This is a genomic window from Spiroplasma sp. NBRC 100390 (assembly GCF_001886495.1).
GTDB lineage: Bacteria > Bacillota_I > Bacilli_A > Mycoplasmatales > Mycoplasmataceae > Spiroplasma.
In genome coordinates this window covers 595,792-617,851 of record NZ_CP018022.1, presented here as the reverse complement: position 1 = coordinate 617,851, position 22,060 = coordinate 595,792, and the positions used below count along the sequence as shown (strand labels likewise).

Annotated in this window: 18 protein-coding genes; 17 read left to right on the top strand and 1 reads right to left on the bottom strand. The window is 26.5% G+C overall.

The genetic code is table 4. From position 1 onward, the window contains the following. The first annotated feature begins 40 nt into the window (after positions 1-40). The 11 genes from aguA to S100390_RS02735 all read left to right on the top strand — a co-directional run bounded on the left by aguA (position 41) and on the right by S100390_RS02735 (position 15,959). Positions 41-1,150, top strand: coding sequence for an agmatine deiminase (aguA, locus tag S100390_RS02785; RefSeq protein WP_070406769.1), 1,110 nt, complete (start codon positions 41-43; stop codon positions 1,148-1,150). Between the two features lie 109 nt (positions 1,151-1,259). Beyond that, complete coding sequence (locus S100390_RS02780) at positions 1,260-2,267, top strand: hypothetical protein (RefSeq protein WP_070406768.1); 1,008 nt, start codon at positions 1,260-1,262, stop codon at positions 2,265-2,267. A gap of 491 nt (positions 2,268-2,758) precedes the next feature. Continuing rightward, a complete protein-coding gene (locus S100390_RS02775) occupies positions 2,759-3,700 on the top strand; it encodes a hypothetical protein (protein ID WP_070406767.1) in 942 nt (313 codons plus the stop codon). 513 nt (positions 3,701-4,213) lie between these two features. Further along, entirely contained in the window at positions 4,214-5,047 is an 834-nt protein-coding gene (locus S100390_RS02770; RefSeq protein WP_232215467.1) for an SPE_1075/MLC_0560 family membrane protein, read from the top strand. Between the two features lie 108 nt (positions 5,048-5,155). Beyond that, on the top strand, positions 5,156-5,932 hold the full coding sequence (locus S100390_RS02765; RefSeq protein ID WP_070406765.1) for a hypothetical protein: 777 nt from the start codon (positions 5,156-5,158) through the stop codon (positions 5,930-5,932). A gap of 1,402 nt (positions 5,933-7,334) precedes the next feature. Next, on the top strand, positions 7,335-7,625 hold the full coding sequence (locus S100390_RS02760; protein WP_070406764.1) for an HNH endonuclease: 291 nt from the start codon (positions 7,335-7,337) through the stop codon (positions 7,623-7,625). A 508-nt stretch (positions 7,626-8,133) separates the two neighbouring features. Further along, a complete protein-coding gene (locus S100390_RS02755) occupies positions 8,134-9,723 on the top strand; it encodes a hypothetical protein (protein ID WP_070406763.1) in 1,590 nt (529 codons plus the stop codon). Positions 9,724-9,947: 224 nt separating this feature from the next. Then, the gene (locus S100390_RS02750) at positions 9,948-10,889 is read left to right on the top strand and encodes a hypothetical protein (protein WP_070406762.1); all 942 of its coding nucleotides are present in this window, start codon (positions 9,948-9,950) and stop codon (positions 10,887-10,889) included. 174 nt (positions 10,890-11,063) lie between these two features. Further along, positions 11,064-14,003, top strand: a complete 2,940-nt coding sequence (locus S100390_RS02745) for a hypothetical protein (protein WP_071890209.1) — start codon at positions 11,064-11,066, stop codon at positions 14,001-14,003. A 68-nt stretch (positions 14,004-14,071) separates the two neighbouring features. Beyond that, the gene (locus S100390_RS02740; protein ID WP_070406760.1) at positions 14,072-15,289 is read left to right on the top strand and encodes a hypothetical protein; all 1,218 of its coding nucleotides are present in this window, start codon (positions 14,072-14,074) and stop codon (positions 15,287-15,289) included. Between the two features lie 67 nt (positions 15,290-15,356). Further along, entirely contained in the window at positions 15,357-15,959 is a 603-nt protein-coding gene (locus S100390_RS02735; protein ID WP_070406759.1) for an FMN-dependent NADH-azoreductase, read from the top strand. Between the two features lie 138 nt (positions 15,960-16,097). Here the strand turns inward: S100390_RS02735 and S100390_RS05410 are convergent, their stop codons facing one another. Continuing rightward, complete coding sequence (locus S100390_RS05410; RefSeq protein WP_070406758.1) at positions 16,098-16,592, bottom strand: hypothetical protein; 495 nt, start codon at positions 16,590-16,592, stop codon at positions 16,098-16,100. A 245-nt stretch (positions 16,593-16,837) separates the two neighbouring features. On the opposite strand from S100390_RS05410, the gene S100390_RS02725 reads away from it, so the two are divergent. From S100390_RS02725 to S100390_RS02700, 6 genes are all read left to right on the top strand, one after another. Next, positions 16,838-17,350 carry a hypothetical protein gene (locus S100390_RS02725; protein WP_070406757.1) on the top strand — a complete coding sequence of 171 codons (513 nt, stop codon included), beginning with the start codon at positions 16,838-16,840 and terminating at the stop codon, positions 17,348-17,350. 6 nt (positions 17,351-17,356) lie between these two features. Beyond that, a complete protein-coding gene (locus S100390_RS02720) occupies positions 17,357-18,166 on the top strand; it encodes a TlyA family RNA methyltransferase (RefSeq protein WP_070406756.1) in 810 nt (269 codons plus the stop codon). A gap of 51 nt (positions 18,167-18,217) precedes the next feature. Beyond that, a complete protein-coding gene (locus S100390_RS02715) occupies positions 18,218-18,724 on the top strand; it encodes a redoxin family protein (RefSeq protein ID WP_070406755.1) in 507 nt (168 codons plus the stop codon). A 259-nt stretch (positions 18,725-18,983) separates the two neighbouring features. Further along, the gene (locus S100390_RS02710; RefSeq protein WP_070406754.1) at positions 18,984-19,289 is read left to right on the top strand and encodes a hypothetical protein; all 306 of its coding nucleotides are present in this window, start codon (positions 18,984-18,986) and stop codon (positions 19,287-19,289) included. A 190-nt stretch (positions 19,290-19,479) separates the two neighbouring features. Continuing rightward, on the top strand, positions 19,480-19,797 hold the full coding sequence (locus S100390_RS02705) for a hypothetical protein (RefSeq protein ID WP_070406753.1): 318 nt from the start codon (positions 19,480-19,482) through the stop codon (positions 19,795-19,797). Positions 19,798-19,854: 57 nt separating this feature from the next. Next, the gene (locus tag S100390_RS02700; protein ID WP_070406752.1) at positions 19,855-21,768 is read left to right on the top strand and encodes a PTS transporter subunit EIIC; all 1,914 of its coding nucleotides are present in this window, start codon (positions 19,855-19,857) and stop codon (positions 21,766-21,768) included. Positions 21,769-22,060: the final 292 nt, after the last annotated feature.

The window sequence follows — 22,060 nt, the reverse complement described above, 5'->3', positions numbered from 1 at the left end:
ATGATATACTTAATTATATATTTATTTAAGGAGGAAAAAAATGAGTAAATTACTAACAACAACACCAAAACAAGATGGTTTTTATATGCCAATTGAATCAACACAACACCGTAGTACTTGAATGTTGTGACCACACATGAAAGATAACTGACATGATGATCGTAAACCAGCACGAGCAACATTTGCTAAAATCGCTAATGCAATTAGCAAGTATGAACCAGTTAAAATGATTATTAACCACGAAGATTACACTGAAGCTCGAGCAATGTTAGAAGAAAATGTTACATTAGTTGAAATTAAACACCTTGATAGTTGAGCTCGTGATATTGGACCTCTTTATGTTATTAATGACCAAGGAGTTCGACGCGCCGTTAATTTTCATTTTAATGGATGAGGAATGCAAAATGTTCCTGAAATGAATACCCCTGATTTTAAATGAGATTATACAATTGATGATCAAGTTAGTAAGATTATCAGTGAAAACAGCGATGTTGATTATTACCAAGTACCAATGGTCTTAGAAGGGGGGAGTATTCATCAAGATGGTGATGGCACAATTTATACCACTGAAGAATGTTTATTAAACCCAAATCGAAACCCACATTTAACTAAAACAGAAATTGAAGAATATTTAAAACAATATTTAAATGCTGATAAAGTAATCTGAATTCCTCGCGGAGTATATAATGATGAAACAAGTGGACATGTTGATAATTTAATGCATGTTATTGCCCCAGGACATGTTATTTTAACATGAACTGATGATCAAAATGACCCTCAATATGAACGTAGTTTAGAAGCTTTAACGATATTAGAAAATAGTACTGATGCAAAGGGGCGAAAAATCAAAGTCACAAAACTTCATCAACCATCATCACTGCATGTAAGTGAATCAGAAGCGGCCAATCGCGAATATAGCATTCGGTTTGCAACACGAATTGCTGGTTTTCGTATGCCTGCTAGTTATGCTAATTTTCACATTATTAATGGTGCTATCCTAGTGCCGGCTTTTGATGATTCAATTTGAGATCAGAATGCTGTTGATGTTTTACAACAATGTTTTCCTGACCGTAAAATAATTCCAATTAATACGCGTGAAGTATTATTAGGTGGTGGTAATATTCACTGTATTACTCAACAAGAATTATAAAATAAAAACTGACTTAGTCAGTTTTTATTTTATTTTTTTAAAATTTGATATAATAAAATTGTTGATAATTACTGGCATAAAATAGTTTTATTTTAAAAAGGAGAATATCATGACAATAACAAAAGGAAATCTTAAAAAGACAAACTTGAAACAGCGACTAACAACAAAACAAGATAAATTATTTGATAAAAAAATAAATCCTTTTACATTAGAAAAACTAATTCGTCATAATCATCATGGCAAGGTTAAACCATCAAATAAAATGATTGAAGAATATTATGCGCGTCGTGAACATGAAATCCAAGCAGCAAAGATTTATCGAGAAAAGGCAAACCGTGGAGGAATTTATAATTTTCGAATGAGCAAGTACGATAATATATTTAAAACAACAAAACAGCAACAATCACCACAAAAACCAAAGCTAACTTTTGGGATGAAACAACAAGGAAAGTCATTAACTTTTAATCGTTTTACAGATGAATATTTAACAAAAAAGAATGATTTAATAATTAAAACAACTGATGATCGTCCAGTAATTGATTTATTTGATGAAAACAACATAGAAAAACAACCACCAATTATTGTTTATGATTCAGTAAAAGGCATTTATGTGATGCAAAACCCAAAAATAAAACAAATAACAACTGCTAAGAATAATACTAACATAGCTCAAAATAATTCAACATTAAAAGATACCAAGATTTATGATGATGCCCCAAGACAACGCTATGCCAAGACATCTAAACATGGTGGATATGTTGCAAATCGCATTGATCCAAATAAAAAACCAACTTTTTTAAGTCAAATTAAAGATCAACCCGAAGAATTAAGTGAATTTAAAAAACATAATGAAGATGAAAAATCATTATCTTTTCAAAATAATGTTATGTTACCAACAACAAATTTACAATCAGTATCAAAAAAACCAGTTAAATTTAGCAAAAAACAATTTTTAAAACAATTAGAAACAAAACATTACCAAAAAAAATCATATGCACCAAATTATTATCAAACCATTTATTCATCAAAAAAATCTTTTCGAAATTTTTTAAGAGCACTGCTCCAACCACTTCTGTTTTACAAATTAACTAATAAAACTAAGCGTTGAAATAAATAACATAAATAATATTATTTTTATAAATTGTAAATGTAAGTGTAACAAATCTAATTAAATAGAAAATACATATAATAAAAAAGTAAAGATGCTAATACAATTAGGTCATGATTAAACTAAATTAACTTTTTTCAAAGTTGAATTAAAATATTTTTCTGATAAAGATAATCTTTTGCATGTTTTATCAAATAATTTGCAAATTATTTGATAAAACATATCTATTGAATTATTTATATATATAATTTTTTCTTTTTGCTATAATTAAAAACATAGATTATAAAATCATCTAATTATAAAGTATAAAATTAACATTGTACTTTATTACATGTGTAAATTGTAAATGCAAGTGCAACAAATTTATTAATTAGACAATGACATAAATATTTTAATTTTTGAAAATTTATGATATTGATTTTTTCCAATTTTTGTTTTAAATATATTATAACGAAAAAATCACACTCACTATAAATCATTTAGAAAGGAAAACAACATATATGAAAAAAATTTTAAATATCTTAAGTGCAATAACTTTGGCCAGTGTCGGGACAAGCGGTGTTACTGCTTGTAAAGATAATGTCATTGCTAAAAAAGACAAAAATAACGAAGAAAATAAAAGTGAGGAAAAAAAGGTAGTAAAAAAAATTAATGATATTTCTTTAGCTCAAGATGAAATTAATAAAAGTTTTTGACAATACATTGCTGTTAATAATAATAGTATTTATTATTATGAAAATAGTATACTATACATTAGTGACAAAATTAATGTGGAAAATTTCTATTATACTTATAAAAGAATAATTAATGATGCGATTGGTTGAGACATAAGGTATGATGTTACTGATTTTGAAATGAGTGAAATTTTAAAAGCGGATAAAGTAACTATTGCAACTAAAGAAGATTTCCATTCAGGAGGAACTTTTTTTGTCAAAGTTAATGGTATTGGTCGTTTAACAGGAACCGTTCTTGTTGCATTTACAATTGAAAAACTTCAAAAAATTCAACTTGATGTTTCTGAGATAGGAACAATGCTTAATCAAACAAATAATTTTAATATGGTGTATCATTATTATAGTAAACAGGACATAGATCAAAAATTAGATTTAGAATTAATTAAACAAAAATGAAATTATTATTTAAATAATGAAGAATGAATTGCTAATCTTTTAAAAGCTTCAATTAGTCCTGAATCAGCCATTAATTCTAATTTAACCATTGGTAGAATTTTAAAAGCAGATAAGATAACTATTGCAACTAAAAAGGATATACAAAAAGAAGGAATCTTTTTTGTTGAATTTAATGGAAAAAAACCCTTAAAAGGAACAGTGTTAATTAAATTTGAAATGAAATTATATGAAGAACCACCTTATCTTACAAGAGATATGAAGTATTCTTATTTAATTATTAATAGAGAAGAAATTGATAACAAAAAAAGTTAGATCTTGAAACATATACCAACTTTTATATTATGTAAATTATAAATGCAAGTACAATAAATCTATTAATTTAACAATAACATAATTAAATTAGAAAAAATATTTTTTAAAATGTAAATGTTATAATAATAGAATATGAATTAAAACCTTAAAAAAGATAATGTATTTGTATCAATATAAACCACAGAAATTAAATTTATTTAATTAACAAATAACTGGTTACTATTTTTATAATAGTAGGTCTGGTGTGGTTTCAAGAGGAACTATGTTCCTCTTTTAATTTTTTAAAATAAAGTGAAAAACTAAACGAATAATATATATTCTTGATACTTTTTTAACATTATATACTACTTTTAAATCTTCCAATATTTTTTTATTAATATCAGTAAATTATAAATGTAAGAAGGAAAAAATTAACTCAGAAAGGAATTAATTTGTTGAACTTTATATAACAATTTACATTTAAATATTTCTAAATATTTTTTAATTAATAAATTAAAAATGTGCTATATTTAAATGATTAATAGAAAGGAAAAAAATATGAAAAAACAACATTTTTTTCTAATAAATTGAAAAAGATGAGGTCTTAAAATCTTCTTTTTTTTATTAGGATTATACATTTTTACATTTGGCTTAAGTTTATATTTGCCAACTGCCGTTGGAGTTATGCATCTTGATTTTACAATTTATGCTGTCTTAATGGTATGAAAGGGAATTTACCCCGATGGAACATTAGATACCACTGTTTCTAACGGAACTGTCCATTGATTAGTTTTAGGCATTTACTTTGCAATTTTGATGTTATTCTCGTTTAGTTTTGCAACAATTGGGGCCTATCGAAAATATCAAATAACAAAGGAGAAAAAAGAATTTAACTTATTATGAACAGTGTTGATTATGGATTTAATTATTGTTTTTTTAGAACCCTTTATGTTACAATTTCATGAATTATATTTAACCCCAACCATTGCCAACAAAATTAAAAACAGTCCCTATACAATTCGAATGTGAATTTTTTTAGCTGGATTCTTATTAAATGCCATTGGTGATGCTATTTGACTTAAATCTAATCTTTTTTTAGGTCCTTATAACTCAATTTGTATCAACTTTCAAAAAATGAGTAATTGAAAATTTGTTAATGCCCGAATTTTTTTAGATTTTTGTATTATTTTACCAGGAATTATTATTACATTATCAACCAATACAATTAGTTGAGATCTAAAAGGGAAATTTTTTTTAAATTATGTTAATCTTGGAACAATAGCTTTTATTTTTGCCTTTGGACCAATCGTTCACTTACTGTTAAACCAATTTGATAAATGACTACCACATAAAAACAAATTAAATTAATTTATTTTAACTTAGAAACCAATGTTTATTATTTTTATTAGTAAAATATGATAAGATAAAATCAGTATTAATTATCACCTTAAAAATATCAGAAAATAAGGAGATTTAATGATTACTTTTGAACATATTTGAGAATTTTTAGCAACTTATTGAGAAGCTTTTATTTCCATTTCATCCTTTATCGCCGTAATTTTATTCGGAATAATTTCTTTTCAAGTACAGATGAAAAATTACCAAAGAAAATTAGAACGACTAATTAAACGAGACAATTATCGCTTTAAAAAATTGATTATAAAAACTGGTTTAAATAATGACAGCATTATTTTTAAAAGCTATCTTAGAGCAAAAATGGTTTTTGTTTTAAATAATGAAAATGGTAAAGAACAAGAACCAAATTATTATATTTCTTTTCGTGAGTATAAATTAATTAAACTTATTTTTCGTAATATTAATCATCATTTAGTTAAATTTAACTATATTCTAAAACTAATTAGACAATATAATATTGCTGAACAAAACATTAAAATTAGCAAAAAATCTAAACTTTCGGAAAGTTTAGATTTATATCCAAAGTCATTAGAAAATAAGACCTTACTTCAATCTAACCAAAAAGATTACTTTCTTAATAGTCTTTATGATTATGCCGGTAATTTAATGGTGCAACATCAAATTACAGAAGAAACAATTTGAGATCAATATAATTTCTTTTTAAAACATGATCGCGATGACATGATTATTATTGTCATAGTTAAAGCAAATAAAAACGAAGAAGAAAATATTACTAAAGAAAGTGAAAATAAAATCTTTTTTTCAATAAACACTGCTGAAACTAAAAAAGTTATTAAGACAGAATTTAAAAATATGAAATTATATAATTATTTATAATATTTTTGTTGTTAAATGATATAAAAATACTTTTAAGTAGTATAATGAAAGAAGTTAAAAAAAGTAAAAAATAATTGTTAATTAATAATTATGTAATAATAAATTTATTTCGAAATAAGAAAAGGAGGAATTAATATGGGAGTTAATTTACTTTTAAAAAAAAAAAAAAAAAAGAAAATGTCAAATTTGTAAATTTATTTTAATAAAAAAATTTGTTGATCGTTTGTATTTTAAATTAGGTGTTTGTTCAATGAAATGTAATCGTAAAAGAGTTGATCTTAATAATCATGAATGTTATCAAAAATCACTCTTACAATTTTAACTAATCTTTTTACTTTTTTTACTATTATTATTCTTAGCATTTTCGCTGTAATATTAATGTTACATATTATCAAGAAGAACTACTGGGACCTTAAAAAATACAAAAATAAAGTGAAGGGAAATTTAGTTTACTAAATTTCCCTTCACTTTATTAAACTAACTATAATATACAACCATTTTATTCTAATTTAAAAATAAAATTAAATATTACCGTACTAAATTAAATAACAATTAGACAATTAAAGATACCACAGAAATTACTGATGAAAATTAGTATTTTTTTTATTTTTCAAATGACATTAAGTTTGGTAGGGGGGTTGGATTGTTAAGAAGAAAAAAAGTTAAAACAATTCAAAAAGTAATTTTATATGAAAAATAATTATATTGAGAAAACAAAAATATTTAGAACCACAGTAACAAAATAATAGCTCTTGTGAAGATAAAATATATGTTAAATTTATGATATAATAAATTGATAAATAAGAATTAGAGATCCTTATAGTTTTAACTATTTTTATTTACAAAAAAATAATCTGATAGAAAGAATCTTTTACTTGTGCCTAAATATTTAGTTAAAGTTTACTTAAAATTGTTTTTTTCTTTTTGCTGATATTTTATAATAAAAAAACGAAGGAGCAGTTTTTTAGTTAATAATATTTATAAAGTTGTATATCTTAAATTTTCCAACTGCATAAAATCAAATATCTTAAGTAGAATTAATATAAAAATTTTACTTATCTAGATTGTTTTTTTATTTTTGTTATATAATAAGAATGAAATTTAGATTGATATAGACTTGATGTCGTGATCATTTATATCAATTAAAATCGATGATATTGATTAATATTAATTTACATCGATTTATATTAAAAACATAATTTAAATAACAAATTAATAATTAAAATCAAGGTGTTTATATTTAATTATTAATTTAATTACTTTAAATCTAAAATACAATCAAAGATTAATTATATTTATAAAAAATTTAGATTTAAAAATCATGTTTCCATATTTCTTTGAAGAAACTTGAGTAATAAAAATTAACAACATTTTTAAAAAGAAAAAAACTATGGAGGTTTTTATGAAAGAAAATAATCACAAATGAGGACGATATGAAAGAAATTCAATTTGAAAATCATATGCAATGAATAAAGTTCAAAAGTATTTTGAACATAAAGATTATAGTAAATATGATCTTTTTCAAGAAGCACCATGTAAATATTGTGGGCAATTAATGCTAAAGGCTCAATATCAAGATATTCAACCAAATAAAGATTATTCCTGAGTAGTTGATTATATTGATACTAATTTTACGAATAATACATTAGAAAATCTACAGCCAGCTCACCCATGGTGTTGCAATAAGAAATAATTTAAAATTTTTTAATTAAATATTTATTAAAAAGATTAACAAGTCCATTTTTATTTAATTATTTTATTTTTAAAAATAATTAAATAAAAATGGTTTTTTATTAATTTTTGATATATAATGAAAATATAAAAGTCTGAATTGATATAGACTTGATGTCATGATCATTTATATCAATTAAAATCGATGATATTGATTAATATTAATTTACATCGATTTATATTAAAAACATAATTTTAAAATTGTTTAATAAATTAACAAAAAAATTAATTTCTTATTTTTTCTAAATTGTAAATATAATATATTAATAATTAAACTTTAATAACCCATATGTCTACATATCATTATTTCTTAATAAAATTAAGATACTAGATAAAATTTTTGAAATTAAATTTGTTAATAAAATTAAATTTAATATTTAATTATGTTTTTATATTTTATTAAGTAAGTTAAAAATATTAAGTTGGTTTAATTAGTAAAAATGATTCAAAAGAAAGGCAGGAACAAAATTATGGAATTACCATTAAGTGATCTTGAAGAAAAATTCAAAGAATTAGAAAATAATACTGATAATAAAATCAATGCTTTAGAAGGTAAAACTGCAGAACAAATTGCTGATGCTATTACAGTCTCAGAAAAAAATATTGATGAAAAACTAACTGGTTTATCAAATAGTACTGATGAAAAACTAAAACTTTTAGAAGATAATACTAACCAAAAACTAACTGATTTAGAAAGCAATACTGACCAAAAAATCACAGATGCTGTTGTAGCTTCAGAAAAAAATACCAATGAAAAACTAACTGGTTTAGAAAACAAAACTGCAGAACAAATCGCTGATGCAATAACCGAAGCTAATGCCAATGTTGACCAAAAAATTACTGATGCTATTATAGTCTCAGAAAAAAATATTGATGAAAAACTAACTGGTTTATCAAATAGTACTGATGAAAAACTAAAACTTTTAGAAGATAATACTAACCAAAAACTAACTGATTTAGAAAGCAATACTGATCAAAAAATCACAGATGCTGTTGCAACTTCAGAAAAAAATACCGATGAAAAACTAACTGGTTTAGAAAACAAAACTGCAGAACAAATCGCTGATGCAATAACCGAATCTAATGCCAATGTTGACCAAAAAATTACTGATGCTATTATAGTCTCAGAAAAAAATATTGATGAAAAACTAACTGGTTTATCAAATAGTACTGATGAAAAACTAAAACTTTTAGAAGATAATACTAACCAAAAACTAACTGATTTAGAAAGCAATACTGATCAAAAAATCACAGATGCTGTTGCAGCTTCAGAAAAAAATACCGATAAAAAACTAACTGGTTTAGAAAACAAAACTGCAGAACAAATCGCTGATGCAATAACCGAAGCTAATGCCAATGTTGACCAAAAAATTACTGATGCTATTATAGTCTCAGAAAAAAATATTGATGAAAAACTAACTGGTTTATCAAATAGTACTGATGAAAAACTAAAACTTTTAGAAGATAATACTAACCAAAAACTAACTGATTTAGAAAGCAATACTGACCAAAAAATCACAGATGCTGTTGTAGCTTCAGAAAAAAATACCGATGAAAAACTAACTGGTTTAGAAAACAAAACTGCAGAACAAATCGCTGATGCAATAAAAGAATCTAAAACTGATGTTGACCAAAAACTAACTGATTTAGAAAGTAAATTAAATAAAGAAAAATGAATTATTGGTGAATATAAATGAATGCCAGTTGGTTCTAAAATGCCGGAAGGATGAGTTAAAGTCGATATTCCGGAAGGACATACATTGGTAGAAGGACATCTAACGGGTGTAACACCAGGTAACGTTGGTAAACATAAACATACTTTTAATGATAATTTTTTTGTCTTAACCATTAAACGTAATGATGCAGGAAATAATGCAAAATTATACTTTATTAATGAACGAACTGCTGGCGCAATTGGTAAAAAGTTAATTCCATTTGTAAACAATATTAATGATACAACAGTAATTATGTTAACGGATGATAAAGGGCAAGGAATATCAAAAACTAACGATAATATGGCAGCGGGATTATTATCAGAACTTTGACAATATAAAGGATAATATAATATAATATAATATAATAACAACTTGACATTAACTTGCTTATAAATAATAAATTTAATACAAAAGATAAAGAGTTAAATTATATATAATTTAACTCTTTTTAAATGCATTAATGTCTATATTATAGTATATCTTTACAAAGCGCCATATACATGCCCCTTGTTTTTTAAAAGAAAAAAGATATAATGTTTTATAGACATTAAATTAATAAGGGAATAACAATGAACGATATATTAAAAAGAAAAAATATTAAAAAATTAAATAATGAAAAAGAATCTTGAATTATCAAAACCAATATTAAACTATTAATCAAAAATTGAAAATTTTGATTTAAACTAATAATTGGTATTTTACCAATTATTTCCGTTATTATTTTTACTACTGTTAGTTTAACATCAACGTTATGGTTTAAACATCATGGTATTTTTCCCAATAATTGATCACGAAAATATGACACAACATTAAGAGAATTACAAAGTTGATCAGACCTTAGTGTTGGATGCATGGTTGTTTTTCGTAATTTAACATTATACACTTCATACTCAACTTTTATTTTTGGTGCTTTTTTCCTTAATTCTGCTTTTAATACTTTAAAAGAAGGCCAAGGACGATATGATAATAGTAATGTTGGGTTATTAACAATGATTGTCATTTCTTTTACCTTATTATTTTATAATATTTCGTTGCCAATTACCGGTGATTTTAAAACATGATTACCAGTCCAATGAATGAGTATGTTTTTACAACATTCACTAGTACCACTATTAGGAGTTATTTATTACTTTGCTTGCTATCAACATCATAATTTAGTTTATCATAAAGAAACAATGTTACGTTGATGGGGATATAGTTTAGCAACTATTTTAGGATATTTTTTATTTTTCACTATTTTTGGTTATATTTTAAAAGCAACCCATAGTTGAAAACCAATGCCTGATATGTCCTTTTCTGGTTATTTCCCATATGATTTTATGGAATTTACACATCCAAAAGCAAGTTATACAAATGGAAAACTACCAATGGTAGCCCAAACAATCATAATATATGGAGTTTTTATTATAATTACTACTGGTTTCTATTTTGGTTTCTATTTTACTCAAAATAAAATTAGCCAAAAACAAATGAAATATCAATCAATCAAAAAACAAAATATTTTAAAATAAAAGTTTGAACTTAATAACAAAGGTTCAAACTTTTATTTTAAAATGCTAGAACAATCATCTTGATTTTTTACTATCATTTTAGAAATGTTATGATAAAATAGAATTGGAAAAAGCTAATGATATGATAAAGAACTTTTACTGAATAATAAAATTAAATTGAAAGGAAGAAAGGCAATGAAAAAAATATTGTATGTTTTAGGTTGCATCAGCATTTTAAGTGGTTCCGTGAGTTCCGTTGTTGCTTGCAAACAAACAAAGAAAACATCAGACAATTTAAAAGAAAATATTTTTCATAAAAAATATTGATCACGTTTAAACAATAGTGACTCAATTATTCATAATGATTTTTCAAAATTAAATGCCAAACAAATTGAATCATTAATGAACAAAAAAGCATATGAATATACTATACCAAATCCAACAAAAGTTCTTAAATCAACTTTAGCAAAAAAAATCTTGGATAATAATATTCGCAAGTTAGAATATAAACCTTATGTTGACATTGGAATTGTCGAAGATAATGTTGAATACTTACTAAAAGATAAAGGAGTTAATGGCGCATATTGAAAGGAAGCATTAGCATCAATAAAAAAACGAAATGGCGAACAAATCATTTATAATGATTTAGCTCATTTTAAGAACAAGGGAATTGCCTCTAAATTTGTGTTAGGATTTATGCAAAACGATAGTAGTTCACCAGAATTAGCTCCTGCTTGAAATGCAACTCCTGTCCATGATACTAATCAATCAGGAAAATGATATCAAGATCGATTAGATAAATGACAACAAAATGGTCTTAATTTACAAGAAGATATTACCATTTCTTTTGGACCATTTGCTAATTCATTTTGACATACCGCTTATTTAAATAATTATACTGAACTTGATTTAGCTAATGCTTTTAGAGAAATTACAAACAAATATCAAACAAAATCATTTGATTTTTATTTTGCTGCACCATATAATCGCATTAATAGTGAATATGCCGAAGCAACTAAACTTTTAGCGGGAGCATTAAAAATATTGCTTGAACAAGACCAAACCTATCGCATTCGTTTATCAATTATTACTGGAAATGATGGCTTAGTGATTCCAACCCCAGTTAATACCCCATATAATGGTTCTAAAAAACAAGTTGGGAGTGATGTTTACCCATTATATGAATTTACTCGTTTTTTAGGACTTAACTTTACCTTAAACCTAGTTTCCGCATATTTACAACCCAATGATAACACGATTAATGATCGTTGAGAAGTTCCTGCTTTAAAAAATGCCATTGAAGCAACACATAAAACTTGAAAAGGAATGTTAAATATCTTTTCAACAGAAAATATAGCAACCCAAAATGATCAGTTAATTTACAATCGAATGGGAGTAACACCATGGATTGGAACCCGAGCAGAACTGCCACAATATAAATTTGATGCTAAAGATGCTATTGAAATCCGTAAATATGCCGAAGCAAAAGGAATGGCGGATATGTCAATGTTCTATCTTTCTCGTGACTTTCCATCGCATTTTCAAGCAAATGAAGCAGGAAATGCTGATCAAAATCCTTTAGATCAAAATATTCGTTCAGGAACAGGATATGAATCTTTTACTTATTCAAAAATTTTGAGTGGACAGCAAACAATAGCACCCGTGGAACCAACTGATAAAAATCAAATTTTACAATTAAAAGGAGCCTTAGATTATCATCATATTATTTTAAATAATAAGGATTTAGACCAATATACTAATCCTTCAGATAATTGAAGTGGGGGTGAAGACATTACAATTGATCCAAAAGAATTCTGACGTGCAAGAAAAAACCGTTATTTTTCATGAGATCAAGCTAATCCAAACCGTTTAAATGGAACAACTGCTAATCATGTTACAACGAAAACAAATGAAATAAGTTCAACTTACTTTACACCATACATTGATAATGGATTATGAGAGGGAAATGATCTTGACGGAATAATTAATGGTAAACAAACTCCTGATTATACTCAACAAAATGTTCCTAATTTTAATAATAAAGTTAATAATTTTGAAGCTCTAACGCTGTCATTTGTGCAACAAGTTAAAAATCATAGCAATTATTTAGATTTCTCAATTGCTGGAATTGAAACTGGTAATGATGGTTATGAATACTGAGAACAAAATCAATTAAAACAAAAAGTATTAGATCCCTTAAATAAACATAACACTTTTGATAAATTACGTGTTTCATATGGCGGGTTATCAACTGGACATAATCCAGCCGAAAATGCCTGGAATGCAGCTTATAACCAGTATTATCATAAAAATGAATCTAATATGGAAACTGCTGTTCATGTTTTAGCTGAAAAGTTTGCGATGTTTAATCAAAACTTAGCAACTTTAGCAGGAGGGTATCGTGACCCTATTAAAGCACGACAAGCAATGCCAATGTCATTAGATTTTGATATTGAAAGGTCTGCTCAATTTACATTAAAAGAAAATCGTTTATTAGCGAAAACATTAGCTTTTATGAAAAAACAAAACCGTAAATGAACTTTTTCTTTAACTTTACCAGTTATGCCAGATGGTTTAACTGACATTTGTAGAAAATTAGTAAAAATATTTATTGAAGAATATAAAAAACAAGGTTTAAGTCATGATGATTTACCAATAATTAACATTATGGCAATGGATTATGGTGATGGAATTTATAACCAAGCTCGTAACCGTGGTCAAACAAATTTTGACTTAGCAAAAGCAGCAACAATAAGTACTCGTCGTAATTTAAAAGAAATTATTAATAAAGTATATGATGTTAACATTAATAATAAAACATTAAACCGTTTTTTAGGAATAACTCCAATGATTGGTGTTAATGATACTGTTGAAGGAGTTTTCACATTAGAAGATGCCAAAGAACTTTATAATTGAGCACATGCAGAAAACTTAGCATTTATTAGTATGTGATCAGTTAATGATGATAAAGGATTTCTTGGCCAACAACCAAGTGCCAAAACAATTACTTCACATGGTTTAAATTATCTTCGTGAATGAGACTTTATGCGTGCTTTTAGTGGCGACTGACAAGCGTGAGTTAAACAACCAGCTCGTGATCCATTTAGAAACAAAATTAAAAAAATCTTATCTTAAAAATAAGATTTCTTTTTTTGTTAAAAATTCATAGTATAATTTAATTAATAAACAAGTTGGAGGAAGTGATGATTAATATTGGTCCCGTTGTGTTATGACAAGTCATAATTTTTGTCTTATTAATCCTTGGTATAATAATTGGTCTTTTAGTTAAAACCCTTGGTAGTTTATATTTTATGGGAGCAAATGTCATTTTATTAATAATTCTCTTTTTTATTGCGCCATTAATTATTCCAAGTTTAGCAAATAGTTTAAATAATCTTATTAAACCTTTACTTAACAATATTCCCCAATTACAAAGTGCTTCTATTATTGTAGCAAATTGGTTAGCAATCATTATTTTATATGGAACATGAATGATTGGAACAAATGGAATTTTACTTTCAGTTTATGTTCCAGTTCTTCGTAAGCAATTTAAAAAAGTCCAAATTAATCGTCCCATTAATTATCTTTTTGGTGCTGTTTTTGGATTTTGCACAATGATGATTTTTAGTTATTTTTTAACAAACTTACTTTCAACAAATGTTTTTTACAACAAAAATAATTTTTCCCAAGATTTTGCAACAATGATCAACGCAACACAAAATGAAGCTGATAAATATCCTAATCAATTTCGTCATAGTCCAACTAATAAGATGTTTAATTGATTGCCATTTTGACAAGTCCAAAAATCTGGTGATGCCATTACATACTGATTCTGAATGGCAATTACTTTAAAAAATGATACATCATTATACGATATTAATGATTCAATTTCTAATTCTGATGATTTTATTAACAATATTGATAATGCTTTGAATGGACTTTCTGATAGTAATAAAAATGATGTTGTTAATGATATTATAGGTCCAATTGTCGATAAAATTGACAAAAATACTAGTGGATTACCTGCAACAACAACTGATTGAACTGATATTAATCAAGCTGTTGTTAATTGAAAAAATAACAATCCTGGTCACCAATTTAATGGTCCTGCGGTTGAAACAATGATGACTTCAACGCCAAATGATGAAAATAACCCATATTATTATTTTGTTAAACTTCGTGAATATGGCGAAGCAACAACAGCAAATAGTGAATTTTCAGTTATTTTAACTAATGGAAATAAGTTTTATACAACTTTAAAAAACATTTATTTACTAGGAAAAATGACCCCAAATGCAAATACAATTCAAACTTTTAATACGATTATTAATAAATATGTTACTGGCATGACAATTATCAATCCCGGGGAAGATGACCCATTATATCCAAATTATCAACAATTATCATCTTGGTTTACCTAAAAAAGATAATCCTTACTATTTCCAATCCTGAATTATGATAAAATAATACCAGAAAGGAAAGATAACGATGTCAAATAAAGTATTAGTAATTTATGGAACTGTTAGTCCTGATGAGAAATCATATTCAAAAGCTTTAGCAGCTCGTTTTATTAAACATTATCAAGCATTAAATGCCGAGGATGAAATTATTCATTTAGATTTAAATAATACCGCAATGGCTTTAAAAACATTAACGCGTGATAACTTTGATAGTTATTTTAATGCCGAAGATACCGATGTTTATATTAACCAATTAAAAGAAGTTCAAAAGGTTATTATTGTTTGTCCAATGAATAACTTTAATGTTTCGGGGCTAATGAAAAATTATTTAGATCATGTGTTAGTTGCTAATAAAACATTTTCATATAAATATTCGAAAAAAGGAGATGCGATTGGACTATTACCACATTTAAAAGTTCAAATTTTGACAACTCAAGGAGCGCCTTTTGGGTGATATCCATGAGGAAACCATACCGAATATTTAAAAGGAACATGAGAATTTGTTGGTGCAACAGTTAATAAACCAATTTTAGTTGCGGGAACAAAAGTACCTCCAACAAGTGCATTAGCACCTGATGAATTAATTGATCAATATGATGAAGAAATTCAAAAAGTTGTTAAAACATTTTAAATACAATAATAAAAAACTCAATTAATAAAATTGAGTTTTTTATTTTACAAAACAAATTAAAAATAAAAACTACTAATTATAAAACTAGTAGCAGTGCAAATAATACATATGGAGTTAATTGTTATTTTAATAAAATAATTATTGTGCTCATACTGATGTTATGACATTTGGAAGAATTCCAATTAAATTAATTCCAACACCATTTCCTTGATCATATGAAGGAATATTTCAAATATATCATTGGGCAATTAAAATTGCGGCAACAATTCCAGCAACAGCGGCGATTTCAGGGATAGCGCCCAACAAGGCAGCAACAACACCACCAACTGATCCTAAATCGTTTTGAATAGTTGATGTTAAACTATGATTTAAATACAAGTGTGAATAAACAAAATAATAATTTCATTCATTAACACCATCTTTTAAATTTTTAACATTTGCTAACGCATTATTTAATTTACTGTTTTGATAAAATGTTTGGTATTGTAATACCTGTTTTTCAATTTGACCAATATTTTTTTCAATCTTATTATATTTATTATGAATATTTGACGAATTTGATAATACTAACGCTGGGGTAGTTGCCAACGCAATCGCTCCAACACCAACTAAAATATTTTTATATCCTAACATTATATATCATCTCCTGGTAAAAATATTTATATACAGTTCCACAAATATTATTTACAGCTTCATTATATTCTTTTCTTAACTGTTAACAATAACTTTAATTCCAATTCTTAAAATATCAACTTTGTTTCAAGGTTTTTAGAATATAAAGTAAATAATTTGCGTCAAAGAACAGGGGATAAAACAAGACCATCTTTGTTCTTAACTTTAAATTTGGTATAATTAATATAGTTAAAAAAGGTGATAAAATGCAAAATAACAAATTTAATTATTATAATTGAGCAAGCAATAAATGAGCTAAGAAATGACGAATGTCAAATGATGTTAAACAACGCTTATTAACACTAAAGGGAAGAATTCATTTTATTCCCTTATGAAAGCCTGCCGAAATTATTGTTGATCTTGATAATCAACAATTAATTATTCCAAAAAATTTAGCATTTTTAACACAAAAATATCAATTACCACAAACATCTTATTATCTTTTTAAATATCATAATATTAATAATATAATGTTAGAATGTAATTATATTATTAGTAATTATTCAACTATTATTGAAGCAAAAATTGATCAAAATGTTATTTCCTTACAATGATCATTATCATATGGTGCTTATTTTTTTAAAAAAATTACCAATTATATTTTGGACCAAGATACTATTTTAGAAACTTATCGCACAACAAAAACTCGTAAACAACGGTTATTATTTCGTCATAAAAACCATCATGCCTTTAATAAAACGAAATGGAAGGAAGAATAAACTTTAATGAAAACGCGTTTAGATCAATTATTAGTTAATCATAATTTAGCACCATCTCGTGAGAAGGCAAAAGCAATGATTTTAGCTAATAATGTTTTAGTTAATAATGTTCCAGCGTTAAAAGCCGGTGATTTAGTAGATGTTGATAGTATTATTACTTTACGAGGTGAACCATTAAAATATGTTTCGCGAGCTGGGGAAAAATTAGCAAAAGGACTAGAAACATTTCAAATCAAAGTTGATAATCTAATTTGTCTTGATATTGGATCATCAACTGGTGGTTTTACCGATTGTTTATTACAAAATAACGCCAAAAAAGTTTATGCCCTTGATGTTGGGACTAATCAATTAGCATGAAAATTACGCAATAATCCACAAGTAATTTCCTTAGAAAAAACTAACTTTCGTTATGTCACAAAGCAATTATTTGAACCCGATCAAATTGAATTTGCTTGTTGTGATGTTTCTTTTATTTCATTAGATAAAATTATCCCACCGCTAAAAGAAATCTTATTATTAGATCATTATGCTTTTTTCTTAATTAAACCTCAATTTGAAAGTACAAGAGCAACAGTTAATAAGGGCAAAATAAATAGTAAAGAAGCCCATCAAATTGTCATCAAAAAAGTAATTAATTTAGCACTTACTAATGGTTTTAGTATTATTAATCTAGATTATTCACCAATTTTAGGTAATAAAAAGAAAAATATTGAATTTATTTGTTTATTACAACGAACAATAACACCAATTAATCATTTGTCTGATTTAAAAATCATTGAAATTATTGAAAATGCTTGAAATTCCTTGCTATCTTAATTAACTTTTAGTATATAATATTATCGAAATGAGAAGGGGGGGTCAGAATTTATGGCTAAAGGAACAATGAGCGGCGATGTCGCGACACTAATTCCAACAAATCATATTAAAATTGGTGATACTTTAACATTTAAAGCAGATACTGTTAAATGAGCAGATTTTGAATTAGCAAATGTTAGTAAAGAATATAAAGTTATTTCTGCTGTTCCTAGTATTGATACTAGTGTTTGTTTGTTACAAACAAAACAATTTAACGAAACAATTATTAACAAATATCCCGCTGTCCAATTAATAACAATTTCACGAGATTTACCATTTGCCTTGCAACGTGCTTGTGAATCATTTATTAATCCCGAACATATTTTATTATCAGATACAAACTATCGTGAGTTTGGTCACAAAACAAAATTATTCTTTGAATTCAATAATTTATTAGCACGTAGTGTTATGGTTCTTGATCAAAATAATCAAGTTATTTATCTACAAATAGTATCACCGGTTAGTTCGGAACCAAATTATCAAGATATTTATCTTTTTTTAGATAATTTGGTAAAATAAATAGATACCCCTAAAATAAGGGGTATCTATTTATTTTAAATTAGAAATTACCAAAGTATTTCATTAGGAAATTAATTATCATTATTATTAAAAAATTAACATTGTTAATTTTTTGTAAAAAATATATACTATTTTTTGTATTAACCCTATTTATAATTTTATCCTCCGTTCATATATGGAAATTTTATCCATTGGTAGATATTTTTTAATAAGAAAGGTGTTTATTACAAGTATTTTATGAAAGGAGAACACAAAAACCATGGCTTTCGAAAATAACAATACAGCTGAAACAAAAAAAAGATTAGCAATGCCAGACAGTGTCTTCATTGGTTGTGAACAACATGCTAATGAATGTCCAAAATGTGCGGCAATGCAAGAATCACAAAAGTCAATTTTAACATGTCAAATGTGTGAACAACCGGTGTTTTTCTGTCGCTCAAAACCTTGTGAGTATAAATTGCATTGTACCAATCCAGAGTGTATTAAATCAAAACATAACTTTGTTTTTATTGGTAAAAACAATGCTAAAACAAAAAGGTATCAAGATCAATCGTTTCAAAAATAAAGTTTTAAAAACAAATAATTAATGACTAAATAATATCAAAATTACAACCTTCTTTTTATAAAAAGAAGGTTTTTAATTGGAAAATATAATAAAAAAATGGAAATATATTTTAGAAAAAATTAAAAAAAAAAAAAAAAACTTTTTTATGATAAGATAAAAATAGATAGTTAAAATAGAAAGCACACCCAAAATGAATATTATATTACTATTACAACATTATACTTTATTAAGTAATACTAACAATCTAGAAAAATTAGATAACTATACTCAAACTTTAATTTGAGGGGGCGTAATTATAGTTAGTATTCTTTTTATTGTTGTTTTTTTATCAATTCATTTTTTTTACTGACGAAATAAGAATAATCAACGCCATTCACAACGGTTTGGGGTAAATCGTGAGCGTGGTGTTTTATTTGAAATTAGACGAAATATTTTCTTAATTCTAACTTCATTATTTGCCATTTCCTTAGCTGTCGGTATTATTACGATTATTAAACTAAATGTGTAATTTTTAACTATTTATAAAACATAAAATTACTATTTAAATAGAAAGAAGGGAATAGCAATGCAATATTTGCAAAAATTAGGAAAAGCTCTACAATTTCCAATTGTTGTCTTGCCTGTTGCCGCCTTGTTACTGAGGTTGGGGGGGGTTATGAACGATGCATCAATCAACCCTGATTTATCACAAACAGGACCATTATCTGCAATTTGATATATTGGTTCAATTTTTCAGGCAGTTGGAAACGCAGCAATTAGTAATTTAGCCCCATTATTTGCAATCGGGTTAGGATTTGGAATGGCCAAGGACTTTCGTGGGGAAGCTGCTTTGGTTGCATTCTTTGGATGAGCTGTAATTGAAGGGTTAATGGGAATTGTGCCCCAATGATATTACAATAATGTTTTATTAGGACATACACCAATTGGTAATTTTCAAGATAACCAATTTTGAACAACACCACATTCACAAATTTTATACGTTTTTGATTTTAGTAAAGGAAATGCCACTGAAGGTTATGGCGCCAAATATAACATTAGTATGGGAGTATTTGGCGGAATTTTAGCGGGATGTCTTGTTGCTTTAATCTACAATAAATATTCAAATGTAAAATTACCAGCAGCATTAGGGTTCTTTTCGGGACGTCGTTTTGTCCCAATGATGACTGCTGCTTACTTTTTACTTGGAACATTTGCTTTAGCAGCAATTTGGCCTTGGTTCCAATTAGGATTACAATATCTGGGATATGGATTAGGAGCAATCCCACCATTAGGAGCATTTTTCTATGGTATTTTTAACCGGTTATTGTTACCATTTGGTTTACACCAAGTATTAAACACTTATTTATGGTTCCAACAACCAATTATTGGTCATTTAATGAACTACCAAGGAACAAACTTATGACAAATTGTTAATGGAGTTTTACAATGGGCTGATTATTCAATTAATAAGGACGGTATCTTAACAATTCATGGTTGAACTTCAAACGGAGTTATTACAACTATGAATGGAGATATTACAGCCTTTTTAGGGAAACTATATGCTGATGCTAAATTTGGTTTAGCAGGAGGAAGTGGAATGTTCCAAGCGGGATTCTTCCCAATGATGATGTTTGGATTACCGGCTGCCTGTGCCGCAATGATTTTATCAATTAAAGATAAAACTCGTCGTGCTGAATATGCTGGAATTTTAGGATCTGCTGCAGGAGTATCATTCTTAACAGGAATTACTGAACCAATTGAATTCTCATTTGTGTTCTTAGCACCAATTTTACTAGGCTTACATGCTATCCTAACTGGAGTGTTTGCTGCATTAACAGTTGGATTTGGAATCCGTGTTGGATTTGGATTTTCAGCTGGATTCATTGATTGAGCTGTCTCAATGAAAACATCATGAGATATGGCAACAATTTCGTCTAGTTTACAATCAGGAGTTTATAAAGTCTTAGGAAATCCATTAATGATTCTCCCAATTGGAGTACTGGAAGGGGCTGCTTACTTCTTTAGTTTTAAATACATTATTAAAAAAATGAATTTATCAACACCTGGCCGCGAAGATGAAGCAGCAATGATTGCAAAATCATTAGGAAAAAGTATTGAAAAACATGCAAAGAAAAAAGTATTAAAAGAACAGCAAACAGCAAATGTTACCGTTGCAACAACAGCCGGAAATGTTAGTGTTCCGTTCCAAACCAACGGTGTTAATAAACGAATTGATATTCAAAAAGATCCAGAAGGACCATTAAAATTAGCACAAGTTATTTATGATGCCATTGGCCATGATAACTTAGTTAAAGTTGATAACTGTATGACAAGATTACGTTTGACAGTTGAAGACAATACTAAAATTGACCAGCAGACAATTAAAGATGCTGGTGTTGCCGGAATGGTTTTGGTTTCAAAAACTAAAGGAATTCAAATTATTATTGGGTTAAATGTTGAAGCTGTTGCAACAAAATTATCAGAAATTTCTGGTAAATAACTTTAATTTAATATTTATTTAATAAAAATGTTTATCTTTGATAAACATTTTTTAGTTACAAAAAAAAAAAAAAAAATAGTTGTCATCATTTGATTTTAGATTTTTAAGATATAATATAAATTTATTTAGAATAAAATGTTTTAAATTAGGTTGAATCTTCAACAAGAAAAAACATAATATCGCTTTAACAATTATCACTAAAATAAGATGTAATAATATTTTAATTATAATTCTTACTTTTATTTATCAAATAATATGAAATTTGGTGGGGTGGTTGGGTTGTTAAGAAGAG